Here is an 18890-nt window from a genome sequence, read left to right on the forward strand (position 1 = left end):
CCTCAAACCTTTTCGATGTCCGACTTGCCGAGCAGGCCGGTCGGGCGGAAGAGCAGGATCAGCACGAGCAGGCCGAACGCCACGACGTCCTTGTACTCGGCCGGCATGTAGCCTGCGGCGAAGGTTTCAGCGAGGCCGAGCAGCACGCCGCCGAGCATCGCGCCCGGGATGCTGCCGATCCCGCCGAGCACCGCGGCGGTAAACGCCTTGATGCCCGCGACGAAGCCGATATACGGGTTCAGCTTGCCGATCGTCAACCCGATCAGCACGCCGCCGACGGCGGCCAGCATCGCGCCGAGCACGAACGTGAACGAGATCACGCGGTTCGTGTCGATGCCGAGCAGGTTCGCCATCTTCATGTCCTCGGCGCATGCGCGGCACGCACGGCCCATCCGCGAATGCGAGATGAACAGCGTAAGCGCGATCATCAGCACGAGCGTCACGCAGACGATCATCAGGCGCGAATACGGGACGGTCACGTCGAAGTCGCCACCGAGATGGATGTCGAACGCGCCGGAGATCAGCACGGGCACGGACACGTCGCGCGCGCCCTGGCCGATCTGCACGTAGTTCTGCAGGAAGATCGACATGCCGATCGCGGAGATCAGCGGCACGAGGCGCGGGCCGCCGCGCAGCGGCCGATACGCGACGCGCTCGACCGCGAAACCGTACAGGCCGGTGACGATCACCGACACGATCAGGGCGGCGCCGAGCACGAGCGGCAGCGGATAGCCGGCCGAGATGCCGATTGCGGTGAGGGTCACGAGGCCCACGTAGGCGCCGATCATGTAGATCTCGCCGTGGGCGAAGTTGATCATGCCGATGATGCCGTAGACCATCGAATAGCCGATGGCGATCAACGCATAGATCGCACCCAGCGTCAGGCCGTTGACCAGCTGCTGGGCGAATTGAGGAAAGAAGTCAGTCATGTGCGGGAAGCTCCCGTTGGCGTTGTGTCGCATGCCGTCGCCGGATCACGGCGTGGCCGCGCGCAACGCACGGTGTCGTCTCGGGGCCGCTCCTTGGCTGCGCACTGGGCCGATGCGCAGCCAATACGCACCCGCCCCGTCCGGGTCTCGGACAGGGCGGGTGCGCGGGCGGGTACTCCGTCTTACTTGGCGGCGGTCTTCGTCGCGTCCTTGTGCCACGTGTAGACGACGAACTTGAACGCCTTCAGGTCGCCCTGCGCGTCATACGCGACCTTGCCGATCGGCGTGTCGAACGTCGTCTTGTGCATGTACGCGGCGACCTTGGTCGGGTCGGTCGTCTTCGCTCCGGCGATCGAGTCGGCGATGATCTTCACCGCTGCGTACGCCGGCATCTGGAACGGGCCGTTCGGGTCGCGCTTCTTGTCCGCGAATGCCTTCACGAGGCCCGCGTTGGCCGGATCGGCCGAGAAGTCGGCCGGCAGCGTGACGAGCATGCCTTCCGACGCCGGGCCGGCGATCGCCGTCACGTCCTTGTTGCCCACGCCTTCAGGCCCCATGAACGTGGCCTTCACGCCCTGCTCGCGCGCCTGGCGCATCAGCAGGCCCATTTCCGGGTGGTAGCCGCCGAAGTAGACGAAGTCGACGCCTTGCGATTTCAGCTTCGTGATGATCGCCGAGTAGTCCGAATCGCCGGCGTTGATGCCTTCGAACAGGACGACCGGGATTTTCGCGGCTTCGAGGTCCTTCTTCACCGACGAGGCGATGCCCTGGCCGTACGACTGCTTGTCGTGCAGGACCGCGACCTTCTTCGGCTTCACGTTGTTGATGATGTAGTGCGCGGCGGCCGGCCCTTGCTGGTCGTCACGGCCGATCGTGCGGAAGATGAAGTGGCGCTTCTTGCCTTCCGTCAGCTGCGGCGCGGTGGCCGACGGCGTGACCATCACGATGCCTTCGTTCTCGTAGATGTCCGACGCGGGAATCGTCGAACCCGAGCACACGTGGCCGATCACGTACTTGATCTTCTGGCTGACGATCTTGTTGGCGACGGCGACGGCCTGCTTCGGTTCGCATGCGTCGTCCATCATCACGACTTCAAACTTGTTGCCGCCCGCACCGCCTGCGGCGTTGACCTGCTCGATCGCGGTCAGCGCGCCGGCCTTCACCATGTCGCCGTATTGGGCGACCGAACCGCTCATCGGACCAGCGATGGCGATCTTCACGGTTTCCGCTTGCGCGGCGGCGGCGCCGGCGGCGAACAGCACGGCGGCGGCGGAAATGGACGTAAGACGGGACAGCGTCATCTGGGAGCTCCTCGATGTTGTTTAGTCATACGGGCAAAGGCGGCATGACTTGCGCAATCGAACAGCACCCGGGGCGAGGACATGGGACACGCCCGAGACACATAGAAGACGGAACTCCAGCGGAATGTTGCGTAGCGGGGCCCGGCTCTTGCAGTCCCCGAGGGGGACGTCTGGTTCGGAAAGACATCGTGATGCGTCTTGCATTGCGCAAGCGTTTCGCCTGCCCCGCTTGCCAGATCGCTTGTTCGGAGGGATGGACCGACAGCCATTGGCAAGGCAGTCGAAATTATATGGGCGTTTTTAAATCGTCTGTCAAAAATGCCGGTCGACTGAGGGAAAACACGGAGGGTTTTGGGGGAGGTGGTGGCGATGGGGGCGCAACCGCGTGAGGGGCGAGAACGTTTGTCTGGGGTGCAATTGGGTTGCTATGGGGTGGGGCGGATTGGGTTTATGCCTTGCTACGCTTGGCTCTCGGCGATCCCGGATTTCATGCGGCGAGTTTTCGCGTTTCCAAGGGTCAGATCGCCGAAAATCAATCGACTGATGATTGTTTGGGTTGGCACCAACTGGGGGCGGTCGGTCGGGGCGGTCAATCCTACTGTTTACAAACAAAACTAAACATCTGGAAGCTAATTGTTATTTTTATGAAATAATACGAATTCGCTTCTGCAATCCAGCCAGCCTTCCTGTGAGTCGCGCACGCAGCGCCTCGCAGCCGCTTCAGGGCCGCTTCGACGCCCGTCCGTCGCCCAGCCGCCAGCCAGTGATCTGCCGTTTTTTTCTCATTGCATATCACCTGCTTCGGAACGCTGATGAATCACCTCCCCCGCTTTTCTTCCGCCACCGCCGCGATTGCGTGTGCGCTTTCTGTTTCTGCCGCCAATGCTTCCGGGCGCGATTCGCTGACCGATCGGTCGGTGGGTGCCAATGTGTTTCGGTCAGAGCGCAGGGCTGCTGCTCGGGATGACGGGCATGCAGCGCGGATGAGTCGTCGCCAGGCGAAGTACGCTGCGCCGGTGGAACGCACGCCGTTTGACACGCCGGATATGCGTCCGCTGCGGGTGACGGGCGACGCGCTCGTGGTACCGCCGCATTCGGCCAAGCATGAGCCCGATTTCGGGTTGCCCGCGAATCGCGTTGCGCTTGGTGCGGGTGGGAACGATAGTTTTGGTCGCGCGGTGCGTGGCTATGAACAGCGCGCGGAGAACTGGAATGAATACCTGCGGGCCAATGGCTCGCGACTAGCTGGCGGCGGTGGTTCGTATGTACCGCAGCGCCCGTACGATGCCCCGCGCGGTCCGCATGGCGCGCCGAATCCGTTCGATCCTTCGGTGCCGCAACCGGAAACGCGGACGTTCTATGACAACGGCGCGGGGACGAAGTGCAAGGCTACCGGTGGTGCGGGAACGTGGCGGTCGTCTTGCAATATCGGCTGGTGAGGGGTTCGGGTGGTCGGCGGTGGCCGCCCTATCTCAGCGGAAGCTTATTATCACCGCGTCGAACAGTGCCACACTTACACACCAAAAAACCACTCGATGAACTCGTTGAAGCTACGCCACTTAGGCTGGAGATCACCGCACAGAAATTTCCCCAAGGCATTCCCCCAACTCAATATCGAAAACCTCGCCAGTTTCCTTGTTGTAGAAATACCCTTGCCCACCAGCGAATGGATCCAACGGAATGTTTGGCTCCGGAATCCCAAGAATTCCACGCGCGGCCGTCAATCTGCCATCGTAGTCCGAGTTATTCAAAAACCAACACATCTGATATATCTCGCCATTTTTTTTAAGTAAATGTGGGACCGTCTTCTGCGTGCAAGTAAAATTTTGAAAAATCCGATGATATATCAACCCCCAATCTCAAGATGGCGTCTCGATATGTCGGCTCGACATCGTCGAACCACCATTTTCTATCACGACAAAAGGAAATAATCTCACTTGACAGCATATACCTCCTCACCTAGAGCTCTCACCACTTCGCATGAAGTCCGTGTTCGCGCACTCACCGTTGACCAGGCCAAGCCTGGATGGATGAGTCACGCCGCAAGCGCTTGCTCTCGAAAATCTTCAGCCGGTTATCGTCCTTGGAAGCGCAAGTTTTACGGCGAGGCACCTGGACAGAGGCGTCAGAAGTAAATTACACCTCGCCCCGTTCTCGTACCAATCGCCGCAGGGTCTAAGCGATTTAATTCTTCGGTGCCGCGTTGCCCCAAAAACGATGCCGCGGGCCAGCCAGACCAATTCGCCGGCCGCGTCGACCAGTTCTCCCGACAACCCTTTAACGTTGTTATAAAAATCGTAAAAAGCGGCCCACACACCAGCATACACCGCGCGATACGTGCGAGTTACACGCATCCATTCGAACTGAATAATAGAATAAAATTTTACGAAAAAAATCAATACATCTAAAAATCAAGTTCTAAATTCGTCATTTTCACGATAATAATTTACCTCATCAACAAACCACTTTACGCCCTCCCCCTTGGCAATCTTATTTTTTAAAATGTAATTCAACTGATTCACCAACATCCAGCACCTCAAGTCATACTCCTCAACCGACTTAGGCATCTCCATATCCTCATCATCCAGATAGATTTCATCATCTTCCAGATCCTGGATGTAATCCCACGGAATGTAAAAGAATTTAGACTCCTCCGGATTACTTTTCCACGAATCCAAGTTGGCATAAATCCAGTCTTTTCCTGGCAAAGACGGGATATTTTCAAGCAGCTCAATTAAAGAATTGTAAGTTTTCATAATTTCCCTCATTGGATCATCTACAACCACTACCACCACCCCACGTTTTTCGACCGCCGTATCCCTTCGGGTGATAGTCAAGGTGTCTTGAATTGTGATCTGCTGCGTCAACAAGTTGCAGCAGGCCTCCTACTCGTTCGTGATGGTGCCATGACGTGCCCGTGGGAGCTTCCCGCGGAAACGCACCCCGTTTTCCAGGGGAGACTTCCTCATAGATACTTGGGTACTTACTCTCAAGAGTTGCCTTGAGCTGCGGGTCATTCTTCATTTGGTAATACAGTTGCCTATTGGCCTCTTGAAAGTGCTTTCCGTCGCTCATTCGGTACATCTCTCGTGGCAACCTCGCCTCCGAATAGACGTCATATACGCCCGGGTCATTCGTGCTAGCCCATCCCCACGGATCAATCCATCCGATGGAATTCGGTGCATATTGATACAGATTCATGCCACCGGCGAGGCCAATCGGATCCGGATTAACGAAACGTCCGACGTCCGGATCATAGAACCGGAAAGTGTTGTAGTGCAGGCCGGTTTCCCGATCCAAATACTGCCCTTGGAAACGCAAGTTTTGCGGCCTCGGCACGTGGGCAGGCGTTGCAGAAGCCAATTGCACCTCGCCCCATTCCGGCACCGACTGCTGCGGAGCCCGCGCGATCCACTCCTCCTGTACCGCGTTGCCCCACACCTTGTACCGCGCCTGCCAGATCAACTCGCCATCAGCGTTAGTCAGTTCCTCCGGCAACCCCGACACGTCGTTGTGGAAATAGTAGACCGCATCCCGTGCATTGGCGTCGTTAGCCGCCGCCTTACCCTGGTCGATCCGCGCCAGCGGCACATAGCTATTCGACTCATACAAGTACGTCAGCTCTTCCTCGCCCTGACGATCGTGATACGTCTCCTGCACTAGCCGCATGCCGTCCCACAGGAAATCCGTACTCGCATACCCCCCATTGAGCTTCCGAATCCGCCGACCGAACGCGTCGTATTCGAAATGCGTCGTCCCGACACCCAGCCGGTCCTTCGTCACGACGGTCTTCAGCTGGTTCCAATCGTCGTATTCAAGTACCAGCTCTTTGGCCGGCCCATGCCCGCTCAACTTGCGAACCAGCCGCCCATAGACGTCGTATTCGAAGCGCTTGTCCTCGAACATCTTGAGCCGGTTGTGCTCAACGAAGCCTCCCGGGTGATCGCTCGACACGAGGTTCGCCGCCGCGTCCCAGCGAAACACTTCCGACGGCAATCCCGGCCCGGCAGCCTGTTCAATGCGCCCCGTCGGGTCATATCGGTAGCTCGTTGTGCCATAGCGCAGATCCCGCTTCTGGATCACGTCTCCCACAGCGTCGTATTGCCACTGCTTCGCAAGCAACTCGTCCGCCGCCCTGCCTCGCTGCGCAACGTGCCGAGCACGACGGCCCACCGCGTCATACCCGAAATGACTCGTCAGCTTGCCTTGCGTCCGCAGGACTTCCCGATGCAGATCATCGCGCTCGATGTCCGCAACTGCAACACCATCAACGCAAATCTGGTGCACATGGCCCGAACCGTAATGCAGCCAGTCGATCGTGCGCTCACCTGAAATCGTGGTGCTGACGCGGTTGCCAAGCTCATCGTAGGTATGCGCAAGCCAGCCCGTCGGCGTGTATTCCTCGAGCACCTCACCACGCGCCCCGTACTTCAGGCTGACCCGATTCTTCAGCAAAGGACCACGAGCGGTCAGCGTGTACAACTCGGCCGACGCGATTCGGCTCGCCTTGTCGTACAGATACTCACATCGCTCATGCGGGGCTTGCTTCGCCTTCAGTCGCCCGATTGCATCGCGCTCGTATCGCGTCTCGATCTTTCCATCCCGCACGACCGTGCCCTGGCCGCACACGTCGTATTCGTACGTGCGCTTGTGGCCATCGAGCCCGATCTGCGCAGCCACCAAATCGCGACGGTCATACTGGAAGCGATACGACTCGCGGTTTTCGTTGGTCAGGCTCGCAAGCCGGAACGCATCGTCGTACCCGAATCGCACGACGCGATGAGCCGCATCGGTACGCGAAAGCAGCAGCCCGCGCGGATTGATCTCATACCGCGTGCTGCGCTGATTCGCATCGACGACCTCGACGAGACGCCCAGCCACGTCATACCGGAACGTCTGACGAGCACCATCGGCCGTCCCGATCCCCGTGACCCGCCCCATCGCATCCGTTTCGTACACGGTCGACTGCCCGGCCGCATCGGTCACACGCGCTAGCGCACCACGTGCGTCATACGCAAATCGCGTAACCTTGCCGGAACAATCGGTATACGACGTCAACTGCGCACGACCATTCCACTCGAGGAACTTGTACCCACCCCGCGCATCGCGAATCGTATGCACGAGCCCACGCTCGTCCCGGTGATACTCGGTCGCAAAACCCGCCGGATCGCGCGTCATCGTCAGATTGCCGCGATCGTCGTAGCGGTAAATCCAGCGCGAATTCGCCGGATCGGTTTCCGCTACGGGCAGGTCGTAGTACCCGTTCCACTCGGTCCGCTCGACCTGCCCAAGCGCATCGATGCGCTGCGTCTGACGCCCGCGCTCGTCATATTCGAAGCGCGTCGTGTTCCCGGCCGGATCGGTCGTGCTGACCAACTGCCGCTTCGCGTTCCACTCTAACCGCCACACATGGCCTTCGGCATCCGTATGGCTCGTCGGCTGCTGATCCTCGTTCCACGTCCAGCGCGTCACGCGACCGATCTGGTCGGTAATCGTCACCGCACGCTGCGCGAGATCCGCGTCGAACGTGTACGCTTCGCCGTCGTCGGTCCAATGGCGCACGACACGCGCATCGCGACCGACACCCTGCCACGCATAGAAACACTGCAGGCCGCCACGCAGCGTGTGCTGGACCATCAGCCCGTGCTCGTATGCGAAGCGTCGCCCGATATGACCGCTACGATCGGTAACGGCCACCAGTTCGCCGGCGTTGCTGTACGCGTACCGAACCAGCGTGTCGGGTTGTTCGCCATCGACACCACGGGTCAGTTCGATCGCGCCAATACGTTGCGGATGCAACTTGTCGTACGACAGGGTCAGCAAGCGACCGGCGCTATCGTGCAACCTTACGGGCCGCACGACCTCGTCATGCGCTTCTCGCTCGACCTCGATCCAGTTACCGTTGCGATCCTCGAGACGCCAGAGCTTGAGCGCTTCACTATCCGCGTCGGTACGAGCACGGCCGAAATCGCGATACATACCGTCGACCGTCTCGACCACATAGTGGCCACCCTCGGTGCAGATCAGGTAAATGCCTTCCGGAACGCTGAAATGGCTCTCACCCGGCGGCACGGCCGGGAACACGATATCGCGCCCCTGCTCGTCCCAGTACGTGATCGACGCAACCTCGCCATGTTCACGCGCGAGCCGCAACTCGACGCTGATCGGCACGCTCCACCCCGTCCCGAACAGGCTGTCGGCACGATCATCGAGGCTGCTATAGAAACGCTGCCAGACGATCGGCAGCGGCCCGGGCAGCACGAAGTCGGTATCGTCCGTGCCATCGAGCACCTTGCTGCCGGTAATGACGTTGACCGGATGCCCCGCCGAGGGCCTCGCCAGACTGCCCAGCCAGGTTCCGAACGCACCCGCCGCGAAATTCATCGCGATACACGGCGCCTTGCTCTTCAGAAAGTCGCCCCAACTCATCTTCCCGCGGCCGCACACCGCGAGCGCGATACCGAGCGCCGCCCCCAGCCACCCGAGCCGCGTGGCCGACTTCACATCCCGTACCCGCTGCGTGCCGCCACCGATGAAGACGTTGTCCGAGCCTTCGGCAATCGTCCCGTCGCAGGTCGTCTTGTCGCCGACCCGCGCGGCCGGTTGATCGTTGATATAAACGCTGCCCGACCCGTCGGCGATCATCTGCGGCCCGGGATGATCGGTACACGCAACGGTATCGAGATCGCCCGGCTTCGCCGCCCGTGAGGCCGGCTTGTTGTTGACGTAGACGTTCCCCGACCCGCTTGCGATCTTGCCTTTGATCACGGGCGGCACGATCGAATTGGCGAGCGACTTCGCGCCCTCGTCGATGGCGTCGTTCATGCCGCTCGCTTCCATCAACGCGCCCGAGCCGACCGCCACGCCCACGCCGATCGCGATCACGAGCGGCGTCGCCAACCCCGCCGTGCCGATTTCAAGCGCAGCGAGGCCGGCGAATATCAGCCCCTCCATCGCCTCTGCCACCAATGCACCGACGATGGCGCCGCCGACCACGGACCCGACCGTGCCGACAAGCTCCCCCATCAACGTCGTGTGCTGGATCGGATCTTCGAAGCGAGCGGCCGCGAAGTTCTCCGCACTCACGACGCGTCACCCGGCCCGAGCAGGGACGGCCGCGCCGCGCGCGGCTGGAAACTGGCGAGCATGCGTTCGGCGATCGCCTGCTGTTCTTCGGTCAGCGGCGCCGCGCTGGTCAACGTCATCACCAGCACGCGGCCTGCGTCATCCGACGGAAACATCGTCTGCACCTGATGCCAGAGCCGGCCATCCCGCTCGAGCGTGGAATCGATCTGAACGCCCGCACGGGAGCCGACCGTCACCGGCCGCCGCGCCTTCTCGGTCAGCATCCTGGCATCGCGCGACGCGACTTCCCATTCGCGCGCGACGAACGCGTCGAGGTTCTCCCCGTCGCGCAACCGCCCGCGGGCGATCACGAGATTGAGGCCGCCGGGGCCGGCGTTCATCATCAGGATGTTGACGGTCCGATCGAGCGCCGCGTCCGGCAGTTCGAAGGTGCCTTCGTGGATTGCGTAGTGCATGGCTGGTTTCGTTCGAGTTATTTGTTGAGGTCGATACGCGTGCCGTTGATCATCACGCCGTCGTCGGTCATCAGGATCACGGAGCCCTTGTGCTCGAGGCGGATGCCTTCCGGCGCGAGCGAGATCGAGCTGTCCATCACCTTCAGCAGGATGCCGCGCTCGGCCATGTGAACCTGCGTGCCGCCGCCGCCATCCTTGGCCGGCGTCGTCACCTCGACGGTGGTCGCGGTCGTACTGCGCTTCTGGGCGATCGTCTCGGTCAGGTTGCCCTGCGGAATCTGCTTCTCTTCGCTCCCCGTCGCCACCAGCACGGTGCGCAGCGGCCCCAGCACCTTGTGCGTCTCGTTGTTCTCGACGACGGTGTTCATGTCCTTCTGCGCGTGCATGAAGAATTCCTGCATGCCGTTCGTGTCGGTCATGCGGATCTCGTTCGACCCCTGCCCCTTGTGCGTCTGGCTCTTGATCCCCATCGTCTGGCCGGCCGCACCGTGGTACGGGTTGCCCTGTTCGCCGTTGAACACGCGGCCGACGATCACCGGGTTATCCGGGTCACCCTGGTTGAACGCAACCAGCACTTCCTGCTTGATCCGCGGAATCGCGGCCGCGCCCCAGCCGTCGCCCGCCCATGGTTGCGATACACGCACCCACATCGAATCGGAGCCATCCTTCTTGCCGCGCCGGTCCCACGGGAAATGCACCTTCACGGCGCTCCCGTTCGTGTAGATTTCCTCGCCCTTCGGCCCGACGACGATCGCCGACTGCGTGCCGTGAATCACCGGCTTCGGCGTGCCGCGCGGCGCACGGTACGGAATCTTCTTCGGCAGCAGCGCGAAGCTGTTGCGGTACGGCAGCTTCGCACTGTGCTGCGTGTAGTCGTTCACTGCCTCGTGACGCACGTGCAGGATCACGTATTCCTGGTTGTTCTCGAGGACGGGGTGATTCGCGACAGCCACGGCACCGGCCGTCGTCATGCGCCACGCGTAGCCGCCGCCGGTATAGCGGTGGGCGTGCGCCTCCTCGGCCTCCATCGCGAAACGCGCGTAGCGGTTGCCGTCGTCGCCGTGGTCGTACAGCGACTGGTGCTCGAACCGCTCGGTCGCGTCGAGCCGCGCATGCTTGAGGTTCTGCGGCCCGGCCTCCACCAGCATCAGCGGCGACGACGGGTTCTGGTGGTTGAAGTCGCGGAACGTGACCTTGCCGACGCCAAAGCGCCGGCCTTCGTGCAACTGGTCGATGCCGCTGTCCTCGCTCGCCTCGGTAGCCGCGAACGGCACCGTCGCCAGCCCGTCGATCGGACGGAACAGCAGGTTCGAATCGCCAATCACCAGGATGTGCTTGTCCTTCTCGTAGCGGTGCGTCCAGACCAGCCCCTCCTGCTCCATCAGCCGCGCGCAGAAGTTGTAGTAGCTCTCCTGGTACATCACGACGTACTCGAGCGGCTTCTGGGCCGTGCGGATATCGAACACGAAGTCGGAGAAGCCGTGCTCCTGGAAGATCTCGGTGAGGATGTCCTGCGCGCTCTTGTTCTGGAAGATCCTGCAGTCGGTCGAGCGCGTCAGGAACCAGAACCACGGCACTGCCGTCAGGTGATATTGCGTGACGTTGCCGGGGTTGCCGGCGCGGTCGAACGACGCGACATAGCCGTCGAAGTAACGATCGTTGTCGGCGGCGCCCGATGCGACGACGCGTTCGAGCGTCGACAGGCGCGCCTGCTGGTCGAACCGGATCTTGACCTGCTGGCCGATCAGGTCCTCGGGGCGCAGGTCGTGACGATGCGACAGCAGGTCGAGATGAATCTCCGGCAACCGATTGACGTGCTCGTCGACGACGGCAGCGCTGACCAGCAGCACGTCCGGGCCGAGCGGCGTATCGAGCGTCACGTAGCGGTTGAGCTGGGTCAGGCGGGCGGGGTTGGCGGCGCCGTTGATCGCCTCGGCGATCGCGCCGGGCGTCTTGTCCATCAGCGAGAAGCCTGTCTGCGCGAGCTGCATCGCGCGCTGGACGGTGTCGACGTGCCCGGCCAGGCCCGCGAGCGGCCCGAGGCTGCCGGCGACACTCGATGCAACCGGGCCGGCGAGACCGCCGAGCGCGCTCAACGAGCCGAGCGCACTACCGCCCATTCCAGTGGGAATACCCCCGTTCGGAGCGAAACTCATGCTTGTTCCTTCTTGTGTTCTCAGGTTCCTGGTGCCGGCTGACCGGCCCGAAGCCCCGATAATGTAGGACAAAATCCGGACGCGTGAAAGACATCCGCAAACGTTTCCATTCAGGCCCCCGATAGCCCGAAAACCCGCCGGCGGCAGGGCCGCCCGGACGCGGCTTCACCATGCCGAAGCACCGCGCCAGCACGCGCGGAACACGACACAATCTGCATGAAACGTGTGACAGATCCGTACGGGGCGAGGCATCGCCCCCAGTCACGATGAAATAGTGCGAACGCTCGTGAAGGAAACGCGCGCTGGCTGGCGCTGCTGTGCCGCGATGCTCGATCGAGCATCGCGTTCGATCGCATGACGCACGATACTTTCAAATGCCTTTCATATCGGTCACCGCGGCGAGACCACGATCGCCGCCCGCCGATTCTGCGCCCTTCCTCCCGGCGTCTTGTTGTCCCCGACCGGATCGCGCTTCCCTTTCCCGACGATCGCGATGCGCTTTGCGTCGAGCCCCACGTCGACCAGTTCAAGTGCGACGACCTCCGCCCGCCGCCTGGACAACTCGACGTCATACTCGTCCACGCCTTCCTGGTCTGAATATCCATAGACCCGCACGCCGTTGATCCCCGCCGAGTGGAGCGTGCGACCGATCCTTTCGACGATCCGCCGCACATCGGGCTTGAGGTTGTAGCGATCGAAATCGAACAGGATCGGCCCGGTCGAGCCGAACTCGAAACCCTGCTGGGTTTCCTGGAAACCGGCCGACTTGAGTGCCGTGACCTGCGTCTGCGTCAATCCACGATGAAGCGGCGGCGGCGTCTTGCAGCCTCCCAGCAGCATGCACAAAAGCAGCGCGCTGCCGACGCACAAGCGCCCAAGCCCAACCGGAAACGTGTTGTCCATCATTGACCCCTTCGATTGCACCCGCATCGCGAGCGCTTTTTCAAGCGACTGCCGCGGCCTCGCCCGCAGCGTGAAACGATGAAACTCAAGCCGCCCCCGCGACTCCTTCCGCCAGTTGCCACGAGCCTGGCCGGGCGCGCTTGGCGCGGTACATCGCGGCATCCGCCGCCCGCAGCAAGCCGCTCGCATCCGACGCGTGATCGGGATACAGCGCAACGCCGGCACTCATCATGGTGGCCACCACGCGGCCGTCGGACAGCTCAATCGACGGCGCCATGCCGGACAGGATTTCGTCCGCAATACGACATACGCTATCCGCGTCGCGCACGGCCGGCAGCATGACCGCGAATTCGTCACCGCCCAGGCGCGCGACCAGGTCGGCCTCGCGCACCTGCGTGCGCAGCCGTGACGCGATGCCGATCAGCACCGCGTCGCCGGCTTCGTGGCCGAGGCAGTCATTGATTTCCTTGAAGCGGTCGCAGTCGAGATACAGGATCGCGGCCCGCTGCCCGGTCACGCGGGCCTCGCCGAGGGCGAGCGCGAGGCGCGACTCGAACTGCACGCGGTTGGGCAGCCCCGTGAGCGCGTCGTGCGTCGCCTTGTGTTCGAGCGACGCGTTCTCGTCGCGCAGCGTGTTCTGCCAGTCCTCGAATTCGTCGAGCAGCGCGTTGAAGTCGTCGCCGAGCTGGTTGAGTTCGGCAATCGCCGCGGGCTCGACGCGCTGCGCGAACGCACGTTCGCGCCGCACCGCGTGGGCGACGCCGGCCAGCGCGCGCAGCGGCGAAACGATGCTGCGCAGCAGGCGCTTCGAGCTGATGTACGCACCGATCACGCTGACGGCCAGGCAACCGAGAATGCCGCCCACGCCACCCAGCAGGAATCCGAAGAACTGATGGCCGCGGCCGCGCACGACCACGTGGCCGACGATGATGCCGTCGTGCATCACCGGCGCGGTCACGGGCCCCGGCAGCGCGAGGTCGGCAACGACGCGCTCGAGCCGCGCGATCCCGCTGCCGGCAGGCAACTGCCACGTCGCGAACGGTTCGTCCTTGCTATCGGTGACCACCACCTGTGCGACATCCTCGTCGCCGGCGATCAGCCCGATCGCCTCGGCCGCCGCGACGCGGTCGCCGAACACGAGCGCGGCCTCCACCGTATAACCGAGCGAGCGGGCCAGCAGGTTCAGGTTGTTGCCGGCATACGCTCGCAATGCGATCACGGCCACCACGATCAACGACACGGCGGCCATCGTGACGGCGACGAATGCGAGGCGCAGGTGCGCGCGACGCAGCACGCTTTGCAGCGTCGGGCGCGGCACGCGCGACAGCGAGACCGGAGGGGTGGGTCGTGTCATGGTGCCCCCGGCCGCCGCGCGAGGTTGAGCACGTTCGGATGCACGCGCACGCCGCTGCGTGCGACCGCGTCGAGATTGATGTCGAACGACACGCGTTCGCCGTCGACGTTGAGGCAAAACATGCCGCCTGCGGTGCAGGACGGATCGTGTTCCGAAATCGTCAGCACCGGATGGCCAGCCACCGCGCTTCTCACGCGGGCTCTCTCGTCTGCACTCAGGTTGCCGAGATAGACGATGTCGCAGGCGATGCCGAGCGCGGCATCGTCGAAGCGCACACGCTGCACGTCGAGCAGCGTCGAGCCGGCCTGCAGCGTGTCGGTCAGGCCGCGCGCGTAGTCGGGCCGGCCCGTGACGCACAGATGCAGGCGAACGGGTGTGGTCGGCCAGTGGGTGAAGCTGATGATGCCCAGCACGACCTGACGCACGGCCGTGTCGTGTGACGCAGCTTCGGAATCGGCGGGGGCAGGATTCGCGCCGGCAACCGTGCGCACCATGTCGACCGGATCGACAGCCTCGATGGAAGCCCCGGCGAGCACGACCTGTGCAGCGCCCAGAACGCAAACGATTGCGGCCAGCGCGTGGCGCAGCGGAGCGGTTCGACCCGAGCAGCCGGGCCCCGTTCGCGCGGCGATTGCCGCCGCGTCCGCTGGCGTCGCTGCAGTCGCGAGACCGGCAGCCGGCGCGCACACTTTCGCATCCATGATGGCAACATCCGCTGGCGTCGCTCCGGCGCTGCCTCCCGCCTCCCTCCATGCGCGTGCAGGCACCGAATTACGCGCATGATGGCTTCATCTTAGGTAAAAATTCGCACCGCCAACCAGTGGGAAACACCCGCGAGAAGCGCGAGAACGTATGCGGAATCGGCGCTTGTGCGCGGAGGTGTCTTCCGGTGTCGAGCCGGTGCCGACGTCGGTGCCGGGAAATTGATCAGTGGAATGGACGCATGGTCCGCGCAAACTTCATACGATCCTCAACGGATTTCGAAGCGTCGATCTCCGCGCGTCGTGCCGCATTCGAGTCACGAATCTGCGTTGCCCGGCAACGACGAAATCGAACCGCACACGTTGCCCGCGGTCGCGAAGTTGCACAAACAAATTGCGTGATCGCGTATCCGAAGGTACGGGGCTTGTAGGTTCGAAAGTTATCCGGCCGGCCATCGATCGAGTTGACCTCGTCGGGCTGAACGCCGTAGCCGGTCGATCGACCGATCGCAGCGGTACGGCTTGCGCAATCGATCGACCATTGCGATATGACTTTCTCGGTCGGAAAGCCCAGGCGTAGCGTTGACGCGGGCCTGTCGTAAACCAGCTTCACCAGGACGTCGGCGCGGTCACCCTTGCGATCGAGCGATGACGCCGAAAGGCTCACGGCGACGCCATCGTCCCGGGAAATCTCGACCCGGTCGCTGTCGTACTTGCTTGCAACAGCATTCGATGCGACCAGGGCGGCAACACACGCGACAGTCGCTTTCATCGTGATCATGGGCCATGCGGAGCGGGTAAGTGGCCGGCACGCGCCTTCTACTGCCCGCGTCGTCGCGTCAATCGCCAATCGTTGCGATCGGGCCACCTGCCATGCGCAGGCCCCGCGCGTCCTCTTGGTGCCCCACGCCGCCGCGAGTATGCTTGCAGTTCGAACGCTCTCCAACCCGGGCGCTTACGCCTCATCGCGGGCGCGCGCCGCTCACCGTCACTCACCACTGATGGATTTCGACGTCATCGTTCTCGGCGCAGGCATCGTCGGCGTCTCCGCGGCACTCCACCTGCAGGATCGCGGGCGCAAGGTCGCCCTCGTCGATCGCGGCGCGCCCGGCGAGGGCACGAGCTTCGGCAACGCGGGGCTGATCGAGCGCTCGTCGGTCGAACCGTATCCGTTCCCGCGCAGCCCGTTCACGCTGATGCGCTATGCGCTGAACCGCTCGACCGATCTCTACTGGCACAGCGCGTCGCTGCCCGCATTCGCGCCTTGGCTTGCACGTTTCTGGTGGGAATCGGCGCCGCTGCGTCACGCGGCCGCATCGCGCGACATGCTGCCGCTGATCGAGCGCTGCATCGTCGAGCACGACGCGCTGATCGCGCGAGCCGGCGCCGGCGAGCTCATCCGCGCGAACGGCTGGCTGGAAGCGTTCCGCACGCCGGCCGCGTTCGAACGCAGCGTGACCGAAGCCGGGCTCACCGCGCGCCGCCACGGGCTCGGCATCACGCCGCTCGATGCCGCCGCGCTGCGCGCGCACGAACCGAGCCTCGCGCCCGGCTTCTGCGGCGCGCTGCACTGGCTCGATCCGAAAAGCGTCGTCGACCCGTCCGCGCTCGTCAAAGCGTACGCGCAACTCTTCGTGCAAGGCGGCGGCACGCTGCTGACGGGCGATGCCGCGAGCCTCGACGCGCTGTCGCCGGGCTGGCAGGTCAGGACGCAGGACGGCATGGCCGCCGCGCCGGCCGTGGTCGTCGCGCTCGGCCCGTGGTCCGACACGGTGTTCGGCAAGTTCGGCTACACGATCCCGCTGCGCGAGAAGCGCGGCTATCACATGCACTACGCGCCTTCCACGCGCGGCGTGCCGTCGGCACCAATCGTCGATCGCGAATACGGTTATGTGATCGCACCGATGAAGCGCGGGCTGCGGCTGACGACCGGCGTCGAAATCGCGCGGCGCGGCGTGCCGCCCACCGGCGTCCAGCTCGAACGCGCGGAACGCGTCGCGCGGCCCGTGTTCGGTTTCGGCGAGCGGCTCGACCCGCAACCATGGCTCGGCTTCCGGCCGTGCACGCCCGACATGCGTCCGGTAATCGGCCCCGCGCCCGCGCATCGCGGGCTGTGGTTCGCGTTCGGGCACAACCATCATGGGCTGACGCTCGGCCCCGTCACCGGCCGCCTGCTGGCCGAGATGATGACGGGCGAAGCGCCGTTCACCGATCCGGCGCCGTATCGCGCGGATCGCTTTTGACCGGGTACCCGATCGCGCTTCGAAGCGCGCTCAGTCGAGCGCGCGCCCGAAGATGCGGATCACTTCGTCGAGATGCTCGGCCATCGCGCGGCGCGCGGCGTCCGGGTCGCGTGCGCGGATCGCATCGAGGATCGCGCGGTGTTCGAGCTCCGACCGGTGCGGCATGTCGTTCGGCATGTACAGCGACTGCAGCCGCTGGAACATCAGGTCGTACTTGTGCGCGAGCAGCTGCTTGATCATCAGCGCATACGCGGCGTTGTCGCTCGCCTCCGCGATGCGGATGTGAAACAGCCGGTCGCCCGGATGCGTGAGCGAGCCACTGAGGTTGTCCGCCTGGTTGCGCAGGAACGCCTCGTGGATCGCTTCGATCTGCTCGTCCGAGCCCTGCTTCGCGGCCAGCGACGCCGCTTCAGGCTCGATCAGCCGGCGCGCCTGCAGCAACGCAAACGGCGGAATTTCGGTGTCGAGGTCGAGTGCGATGCCGAGTTCGGGATCGATCTCGACGATCGTGAACGGCGCGGCCTTCTCCGCAGGCACGGGCGTAGGCTCGGGTGCGACGGCCGTTTCGGGATGGCGCACCTTCACGCCGTCGCCGACCCGCACGCTCACGAGCCCGCTCACTTCGAGCGCGATGAGCGCCTCGCGCACCGAGGTGCGCGACACGCCGAACTGTTCGGCCAGTTCGCGCTCGGGCGGCAGGTAGCTGCCCGGCGGAAAATCGCCGGACTCGATCATCGCACTGAGCTTGTCGGCGATCTGCTGGTAGAGGCGGCGGTTCTGAATCGGCTGGATGGACATACGTTGATGCAGGTGAGCGGTTTCGTTCCGGACGGTCTGACGAATCGAACAGACCGTTCGCGCCTATTCTATATGCCGCGCGTCGCCGCGCCCGGCACCGCGTAGCAACGCGCGGCAGTGCCGCCCCACAGCGCGTTGCGCTCGGCCGCCGACAGCCGCGATTCGGCCCAGCGCTCGATGATCGACGCCACTTCGTCATACGACGCGGCCAGCAGGCACACGGGCCAGTCCGACCCGAACATCAGCCGCTGCGGGCCGTACGCGTCGAGCGCCGCGTCGAGACACTGCTCGATACGCCGTACGTCCTTCCCGCGCAGCCCGCGCGTCCAGTCGGCCTCGGTCACGAGCCCCGACAGCTTGCACACGACATGCGGCAGCGCGCCCAGCTCGCGCAACGCGGCGCGCCAGCGCGCGAACGCCGTGTCGTCGCGCTCGAAGTCGGCGAGTGCCGGCTTGCCGACGTGATCGAGCACGAGCCAGTGCGCGTCGTGCCGCGCACAAAACGCCCACACGTCCGGCAACTGGCGCTCGAACACGAGCACGTCGTACACGTAGCCGTTAGCCTGCAGCCAGGCGATGCCGCGGTTGAAGCCCGGCTCCGCGACGAACGCGCCGGCATCGGCTTCGTCCTGCACCTGGTGACGGAAACCGCGCAGCTTCGGGCTGCGCCATTCGGCAATGCGATCCGCGAGCTGCGGCGCGGCGAGATCCTCCCAGCCGACCACCGCCGCGATGCGCGCATCGTCGCGCGCGAGATCGAGCAGGAACGCCGTCTCGTCGCGCCCGGCGCGCGCCTGCACCGCGATCGACGCGCCGATCGCCTGCGCATGCATCAGCGGCCACAGCGCATCGGGCAGGTAGTCGCGTGCGAGCACCGCCATCCCGGCGCCGATCCACGGGTAATCGGCGGCGCGATAGCGCCAGAAGTGCTGATGGGAATCGATACGCACTGCGCCCATGATGC

The 18890-nt window shown here is 63.8% G+C and carries 14 protein-coding genes; 2 read left to right on the forward strand and 12 right to left on the reverse strand.

Features of this window, described 5'->3' with window-relative positions:
* Positions 1-2: 2 nt before the first annotated feature.
* Together livH and C5O79_RS20315 are read right to left on the reverse strand one after the other, a co-directional pair.
* Positions 3-929 carry a high-affinity branched-chain amino acid ABC transporter permease LivH gene (gene livH / locus C5O79_RS20310; protein ID WP_034186151.1) on the reverse strand — a complete coding sequence of 309 codons (927 nt, stop codon included), beginning with the start codon at positions 927-929 and terminating at the stop codon, positions 3-5.
* A 182-nt stretch (positions 930-1111) separates the two neighbouring features.
* Entirely contained in the window at positions 1112-2230 is a 1119-nt protein-coding gene (locus C5O79_RS20315; protein WP_046548479.1) for a branched-chain amino acid ABC transporter substrate-binding protein, read from the reverse strand.
* 812 nt (positions 2231-3042) lie between these two features.
* Between C5O79_RS20315 and C5O79_RS20320 the strand changes: the two genes are divergently transcribed.
* Positions 3043-3669, forward strand: coding sequence for a hypothetical protein (locus C5O79_RS20320; protein WP_236862342.1), 627 nt, complete (start codon positions 3043-3045; stop codon positions 3667-3669).
* A gap of 972 nt (positions 3670-4641) precedes the next feature.
* On the opposite strand, the gene C5O79_RS20325 is transcribed toward C5O79_RS20320, so the two are convergent.
* From C5O79_RS20325 to C5O79_RS20360, 8 genes are all read right to left on the reverse strand, one after another.
* Positions 4642-4986 (reverse strand): hypothetical protein, encoded by a 345-nt coding sequence (locus C5O79_RS20325; protein ID WP_046548480.1) that lies wholly within the window; start codon positions 4984-4986, stop codon positions 4642-4644.
* A 16-nt stretch (positions 4987-5002) separates the two neighbouring features.
* On the reverse strand, positions 5003-9316 hold the full coding sequence (locus C5O79_RS20330; protein ID WP_131931597.1) for an RHS repeat-associated core domain-containing protein: 4314 nt from the start codon (positions 9314-9316) through the stop codon (positions 5003-5005).
* Positions 9313-9771, reverse strand: coding sequence for a DUF1795 domain-containing protein (locus tag C5O79_RS20335; RefSeq protein WP_046548481.1), 459 nt, complete (start codon positions 9769-9771; stop codon positions 9313-9315). The genes C5O79_RS20330 and C5O79_RS20335 overlap by 4 nt, the downstream gene beginning before the upstream one ends.
* 17 nt (positions 9772-9788) lie before the next feature.
* Positions 9789-11927 (reverse strand): type VI secretion system tip protein TssI/VgrG, encoded by a 2139-nt coding sequence (tssI, locus tag C5O79_RS20340; RefSeq protein WP_047849551.1) that lies wholly within the window; start codon positions 11925-11927, stop codon positions 9789-9791.
* A 390-nt stretch (positions 11928-12317) separates the two neighbouring features.
* The gene (locus tag C5O79_RS20345) at positions 12318-12830 is read right to left on the reverse strand and encodes an OmpA family protein (protein WP_046548616.1); all 513 of its coding nucleotides are present in this window, start codon (positions 12828-12830) and stop codon (positions 12318-12320) included.
* A gap of 85 nt (positions 12831-12915) precedes the next feature.
* Positions 12916-14184, reverse strand: coding sequence for a diguanylate cyclase (locus C5O79_RS20350; protein WP_046548483.1), 1269 nt, complete (start codon positions 14182-14184; stop codon positions 12916-12918).
* Positions 14181-14885 (reverse strand): YfiR family protein, encoded by a 705-nt coding sequence (locus tag C5O79_RS20355; protein ID WP_047849550.1) that lies wholly within the window; start codon positions 14883-14885, stop codon positions 14181-14183. Before C5O79_RS20355 ends, C5O79_RS20350 begins: the two co-directional genes overlap by 4 nt.
* A 226-nt stretch (positions 14886-15111) precedes the next feature.
* Positions 15112-15666 carry a hypothetical protein gene (locus tag C5O79_RS20360; protein WP_131931599.1) on the reverse strand — a complete coding sequence of 185 codons (555 nt, stop codon included), beginning with the start codon at positions 15664-15666 and terminating at the stop codon, positions 15112-15114.
* Positions 15667-15886: 220 nt separating this feature from the next.
* Between C5O79_RS20360 and C5O79_RS20365 the strand changes: the two genes are divergently transcribed.
* Positions 15887-17128, forward strand: a complete 1242-nt coding sequence (locus C5O79_RS20365) for an FAD-binding oxidoreductase (protein WP_046548486.1) — start codon at positions 15887-15889, stop codon at positions 17126-17128.
* A gap of 30 nt (positions 17129-17158) precedes the next feature.
* On the opposite strand, the gene C5O79_RS20370 is transcribed toward C5O79_RS20365, so the two are convergent.
* Both C5O79_RS20370 and C5O79_RS20375 read right to left on the reverse strand, forming a co-directional pair.
* Positions 17159-17926, reverse strand: a complete 768-nt coding sequence (locus tag C5O79_RS20370; protein ID WP_046548487.1) for a FadR/GntR family transcriptional regulator — start codon at positions 17924-17926, stop codon at positions 17159-17161.
* Between the two features lie 68 nt (positions 17927-17994).
* Positions 17995-18885, reverse strand: a complete 891-nt coding sequence (locus tag C5O79_RS20375) for an amidohydrolase family protein (protein WP_047849549.1) — start codon at positions 18883-18885, stop codon at positions 17995-17997.
* Positions 18886-18890: the final 5 nt, after the last annotated feature.

The organism is Burkholderia sp. SRS-25 (assembly GCF_004343765.1).
Taxonomy (GTDB): domain Bacteria; phylum Pseudomonadota; class Gammaproteobacteria; order Burkholderiales; family Burkholderiaceae; genus Burkholderia; species Burkholderia contaminans.